This is a genomic window from Ferdinandcohnia sp. SAFN-114 (assembly GCF_059415045.1).
On the sequence record NZ_JBPFDQ010000156.1, the window covers coordinates 1 to 5774 of the forward strand.

General features: G+C 31.3%; 8 protein-coding genes. 5 read left to right on the top strand and 3 right to left on the bottom strand.

Annotated elements, in window-relative coordinates; all coding sequences use genetic code 11:
• The first annotated feature begins 83 nt into the window (after positions 1-83).
• On the top strand, positions 84-248 hold the full coding sequence (locus tag ACR65M_RS26245) for a hypothetical protein (RefSeq protein WP_189655354.1): 165 nt from the start codon (positions 84-86) through the stop codon (positions 246-248).
• Between the two features lie 215 nt (positions 249-463).
• On the opposite strand, the gene ACR65M_RS26250 is transcribed toward ACR65M_RS26245, so the two are convergent.
• Positions 464-670, bottom strand: coding sequence for a helix-turn-helix domain-containing protein (locus ACR65M_RS26250; protein ID WP_116354745.1), 207 nt, complete (start codon positions 668-670; stop codon positions 464-466).
• Between the two features lie 30 nt (positions 671-700).
• A complete protein-coding gene (locus tag ACR65M_RS26255; RefSeq protein ID WP_116354744.1) occupies positions 701-937 on the bottom strand; it encodes a helix-turn-helix domain-containing protein in 237 nt (78 codons plus the stop codon).
• Between the two features lie 151 nt (positions 938-1088).
• Between ACR65M_RS26255 and ACR65M_RS26260 the strand changes: the two genes are divergently transcribed.
• The 3 genes from ACR65M_RS26260 (at position 1089) to ACR65M_RS26270 (ending at position 2248) form a co-directional block, all read left to right on the top strand.
• The gene (locus ACR65M_RS26260) at positions 1089-1466 is read left to right on the top strand and encodes a hypothetical protein (protein WP_116354743.1); all 378 of its coding nucleotides are present in this window, start codon (positions 1089-1091) and stop codon (positions 1464-1466) included.
• A 291-nt stretch (positions 1467-1757) separates the two neighbouring features.
• Complete coding sequence (locus ACR65M_RS26265) at positions 1758-1895, top strand: hypothetical protein (protein ID WP_189655353.1); 138 nt, start codon at positions 1758-1760, stop codon at positions 1893-1895.
• 182 nt (positions 1896-2077) lie between these two features.
• A complete protein-coding gene (locus ACR65M_RS26270; RefSeq protein ID WP_189655352.1) occupies positions 2078-2248 on the top strand; it encodes a hypothetical protein in 171 nt (56 codons plus the stop codon).
• Between the two features lie 181 nt (positions 2249-2429).
• Here the strand turns inward: ACR65M_RS26270 and ACR65M_RS26275 are convergent, their stop codons facing one another.
• Positions 2430-3677: a replication initiation protein gene (locus tag ACR65M_RS26275; protein ID WP_116354742.1), complete on the bottom strand. Its 1248-nt coding sequence runs from the start codon at positions 3675-3677 to the stop codon at positions 2430-2432.
• Positions 3678-4535: 858 nt separating this feature from the next.
• Here ACR65M_RS26275 and ACR65M_RS26280 point away from each other — a divergent pair.
• Entirely contained in the window at positions 4536-4940 is a 405-nt protein-coding gene (locus ACR65M_RS26280) for a hypothetical protein (RefSeq protein WP_116354741.1), read from the top strand.
• Positions 4941-5774 lie beyond the last annotated feature (834 nt).

Genomic DNA, 5774 nt, shown 5'->3' on the forward strand with positions numbered 1-5774 from the left:
TGTCAACTATTAGGTGGTTATGAAATTTTGAGAAAAAGAGAGTATTCGTGAGATAAATTAACTTTATAGAGGGAGGTACCACATTGAGCTTAAAAGGATTTAAACTAACAGAAGAAAAGGTCCTCAAATTGAAGCCGATTATCGAAAAGATATTATCTCGTAAATACGGTAAGGAAGTAAATTTTGTGGAGTTATCAATAGGAAATATTAAGATTGATTCTAAAAGCAACTCAGAAAAAATGAACTGAGCAAACTAGCCTAGCCTTTCAAGTGGTTAGGCTTTTTTCAAAAATAAAGGTTTGGATAAAAAATTACGTAATTTATGTTAAGTATCGAATTTGAGATTAATGTCTATATTACTGCAAATAGGGAAAAGTTGTTCTTATCGAAACCTATTTAGTTTACATAACATCGACTTGAACAACCCAATTTGTAAGAATTTCGAGTTTTTTCGATATTTTGCTCAGCGTTCGGCTACAGCCTCTTTAGTTTGAACGGACTCTTTTATTTGTTCTTGGATCCAGGCATCAATTGTTTCGTGGTTAAATAATATCCGTCTGCGAACTCGGAAATGAGGAATCTGTTTCTGACGGACCATTGTATAAATCATATCTTTGTGAACACCTATGTATTCAGCAACCTCTTCGGTTGTTAAAGTATTTCGTTGCAAATGAATCACCTCCAGTTTAATTAGCCAGGGTTAATTCATTCCTTCCCCATTTTCTTCAGAGGTATAAGCATTAATTAGAATTTGATTAACTTCAACCCCGTAAAAATCAGCAAGTTTTTCGATAACCTTTTTCTTAGGGAAACGCTCATCATTTTCATATCTGCTAAGAGAATTAACGCTTATTCCAATATTTCGCGCGACTTCTAATTGAGTAAGATTCTTCTTAAATCGCAACATTCTAAGACTCTGCCCTATAGTAAAAAGCATGATGGTTTGCCCTTTCCATTTTCTGAACTTTATTTTATTAGTATCAAAGTCAGGTATTAAAGTAAATAACGTCTTTCATCTCTTCCAAGGGAATTTATAACTACTAGTTGTCATATCTTCTAATAACAAATTTGGTAGGAGATGAGTTAATTTGCAACTAACTTTTAAAGAAAAATTACCTAATTTAGTAAGTGGAATTATAAACAAGATCTCAATGGATGTTGATTATGAGATTAAAGAAGTCGGAAATGACATCGAGATTTTTGGGAAGTTTATCGTTATAAGAGAAATAAAGAATGAAAATAGGATAACAGAAATTAAGGACTGTATCCCTATAGAAATAACGATTGCAAAGAAATATCTGATTAAAAAAACAAAAGAGGTCTCTCTTCGCTTAGAAGGATTTCACTTTGAATTTGAAGAGGATATTACTGTTATATCGGGTGAAATAGAACTATCTAATGTCGAAGAGACGGAAGATAAATACGAGGAATTCGAATTTATTATAGAGGAGACAATCAATTCATGAATTAAATCGGGATGGATTATCCACCGATTCTTTGGAATGGGTCAATTCTTTTTTAGTTTTTAGTCCTAAAAGCTGTTAGATGCCCCTGTAGGCGTTTTTTATGACTGATAATATAAAACCGCTAGACTAATTCAAAAAACGTCATATCAACAAAGGTGGAAGTAGGTGGAGTGGGTTTAATACTTTCCTTGTAACTGTTTATTCCGACATTAAATAATCACATTTCTGTCACAGTATGGGAAAGGTTTAACCTTCTACTTATAGAATTTTTGTAAGTAGGGGGATGATAAAATGATAGCCAATACTGAAATTAAGGAACTAACTGCAATTCAGGAAATTAAATCAATGGTAAATTTGACAGTAGCTGAGATGGCAAATGGTGAAATTGATGTATTTGTGCTACCGAAACAGGGGGGCATCAAGGGATAAGATTCACGAAAGCAGGTAATAAAGACGATATTGTAGCTGAAGCATTAAAGGAATTTGAAGATGAAAATAATGTGAAATTAACATGAAATAAGTCCTATCTCTTAATCGAGGTAGGGCTTTGTTTTATTAATATTTTATTTGTAGGTTCAAGTCTTATCCAACAATATGAGAATATTCCTAGGGTGCTGGATAAATGGAATAACCTAAAGGAATGGGAACGAAACTGGGAGCAACAACTTGAAGAGGAAAAGAACGGTCCAGACCACGAATATAAACAGCATAATATCGAGTTATTAACGGAACAATTAAAGTCCATCAGGAAGGCCGTAAAAGAGATTGGGAAATGGATTTAAAATATGCAGGATTTTATGCGGAAAATGAGCACTATGGAAAACTGCTGGGTCCTCTCAAACCTTGTGATCATGAAAATTATTGAAATAGAGTATTGCAACCCTAAAAATTTTGTCTGTTTATAAATTAACAACCCACCTCATCTGGTAGGTTGTTAGTAAGATATATTAGTAACCAAAATTGTTATATTTTCTTTAGACGTTCATAAAAAATCTTTTTCTTTTTCTCAAATTCTTCATTTGCTTCCAAAGTATTTTCTTTTTGATTCGGTTCATTAATATCTAAAGCTAAAAAAAGATCTGCTTTTAAGGCATTAAATAATATACTTGCCTCATCAAAGTTTATATCCAATACATTTTGTATAATTTCTATAGACTTTTCTTGAATCAACCAATTTGGAAGAGGTTCTATTGACTTACGAAAGTAAGAAATGAGCTGTATTAATATCGATTGCTCATCTGAACTTACCGAGACTTGTTTAAAAGCTTCTGTAGTCGATTTCAATACTGTTGTTATGTACCCAATTGGATTATCAATATCTTTTCTTGCAGTCATTTTTTGCATTAGTTCTAGTACGTTTTCCTGGCCATATTTTTCCCAATTCCTAATTAAATCATCAGAAATTGATATTCCTAACTTTAATGCAAGTTTTTTCATCTGATTACTAAAGGACTCTTCAATTTTAGTATCCTCCAGGTTACCCTCGAACAACGATAGTTGCTTATCGATATTGTTATTTTTCTTCTTAGACGAAATTATAACAAATTTTATTTTCTCCACTCGACGACCAATTTTAATCTCTTCTATCTCAAAAGAAATATCGGTTTTTTTATTTAATTCTTTTTGTGCCGGAATTAAAACGCGTTGTTTAAAATTTCCGTAAGCTGGATATATATCTACTGCACCTACCATCTTCCTTAGTTCTAATAACGGCAATGTTCGTTCCCGGATCTTCTCGTACTGTTTCAAGAGTTCATATAAACGAATAGCATAGGTACTTTTTAGTTTAACGACATTTTCTAATTTATAACTTGTAAATTCCTTTTTTAAATGTAGTAAATATGGTCTTAAAAAAGGGTCAAAACGGATATCAATGGTCCCTTCTGTCTCGTTGTATGCTACAAAACTTAGCCAGGCTACCTGTATCACCTTTTTATCTATACGGACTTCAAAAACCTTTTGCATTAGTTCTTTAGTAATTTGTCTTAATTCCGTATATTTTGGATTACCTTTAAGACCTAAAAGTTTATTAAACTCCTTTATTGATAAAGTATAAGTCTTAAAGTCTGAATCTGTTGGTTGGATATTACTTGCTAAACACAAAATGATTTTTTGCTCAACGACACCCAACTTATAGTTTGCCTCTATTAGCATATTCGATTTTGTTACTAAATTATTTGGACTTGCCTCAACCATTTTTGTATCTATCATGTTATATCCCCTTCCCTAGTTCAATTATGACAAAAACTTAAGTATAACAAAAGTATTTTTTTGTTACACAAGACTCATTTATCTAAAAACCATTTTTGTTATGGTTGATAAACCAAATTTGTTATAGTTAAGACCATTTTCGTTATCGTTCAACCAAATTTGTTATAGTTAAGACCATTTTTGTTATGGTTGATAAACCAAATTTGTTATAATTAAAACCATTTTCGTTTTGTTTAGAACCAAATTTGTTATAGTTAAGACCATTTTTGTTATATATATGATTGTCGAAATAGCATGAATCCTAGTTTTATTCATGTCGAAAACAATAAAACAATAAAAACATTTAAAATATAATAAGTAAAACAACAAAACAAGATTATTATGTGTAACATAAATTGATATATTATTTAAATCAATCACTACTAACACAAGTTAAAAGGATCTAAAGATGTGTAAATGAATATGATATATATCGATATTCAACATTTCCCAACATAGTTTATGCTATGTAGAAAAGTAATTGCAGTCCGTTTTAGTTGTAAAACATGGGAGATAGGTACTAATAAATGCAGTAGTTTATCTTCAATCAATAAACGTTGGAAGAAAAGAAGAAATAAACATTTATAGTAGGAGTAATTTTATGAATTTTCGAAAACAGTTGGAAAAAGTCATTGATACCAAAGGATTGACTGATGACACGATTTGATAAGGTTAGTGAAAAAAAGTTGATAAAAAAGTACAAAGTTTAATATAAGAGTTCATGTAGAGAAAAAGGTAAATTACTTCAACTTTCCTCCACTTCTCAACTATTTTGTATTAAATTGGACATAAGGAGAGGGTTTATAAAACGAGGAGGTTGTGGCACTGAAAAAACAGGTTGTAGACATGGAGAAGGAACATACGATTGAGAGGTTAGATGGCTTCATCCAGGATACGGACGAAATTTATAAAGATATTGAGAAGCTTGAAAGTATTAAAAATGCAGAGGAAAAAAGAGTTGCAATAAGTGAAATAAAAGAAAAATATAGATCCTTAAAAGACAATTTAACATCGGACTTAAAAGACTTAGGAAAATATGAAACCGTCGGTATCGCTTCACGTTTTTACTTGCCAGCATTATGTGATATGCTGCATAACTCAGTACTTTTACCAGTAAACCAGGTAGCCTTAAAAAATATTAGTAAATTACATAGTTCTTTGTACGATATCCGGGACTATGCGAACTATTGGAAACACCAATTAGAAGGATTTAAAGTTGAGTAATTATTGTATATCAATGTATATGATATTCAATATTTCTCAACATAGTTAATATTAAGTTGAATTACAAAATATAAAAAACCCCATTACGATGAGGTTTTAGAGATAAGTATACTTAAGGTCATATGCATTATTTTATACATTGCTGATTTATCAACGTTTTGCGTGCAAATAAAAATTTATTTCCTGAATTTTTACGTATAAAATCGTGCTAAATTTTGAGGGTGAAACGGTCCCATCACCCCACATATTTTTTATAAACAATTGCTGCGGTGATTATTGGGGCTAGTGTCCAGACAATATCAGATGCTATTGATAATATGTCAGATGGATTTCCGATCATTTGAGAGACTCCCTTCGTGCTTTTATAAAGCTAATACGAATTAAGGTAAATATAAGTTTCATCTAGTCTCTCGGTTAACTATATAGAACATTAGCCCTATACTTTTCGAAGATGGGGCCTTTTTAATTTGAAATTTTAAAAGCCCTCACGCGATGGTGGGGGCTCACACTATTTGTTAACTTATTTTATTCCTTTGTTCGACTTGATAATTGTGTAGCGCTATGTTTAATCTTTTGATGTCATTTACAGATAAATCAACAAACTCTACACCATATGAAACTAACTTTCCTTTAATATGGTCTTCTCTTCTGATGATTTTGCCTTTCAAATCGAATTCTTCACCTTGGAAAGTAAAGTTTATTTTCATTAAAATATTGTATTTAACGGGAAATTCATAAGAAGAATGAAATTTTAGTCTGGTATGTCAACACTAAACTAGACACTTTTTTTAGGGTGTATCTTTTTAAATTCAATGGGACTTAGATAGTCAAGGG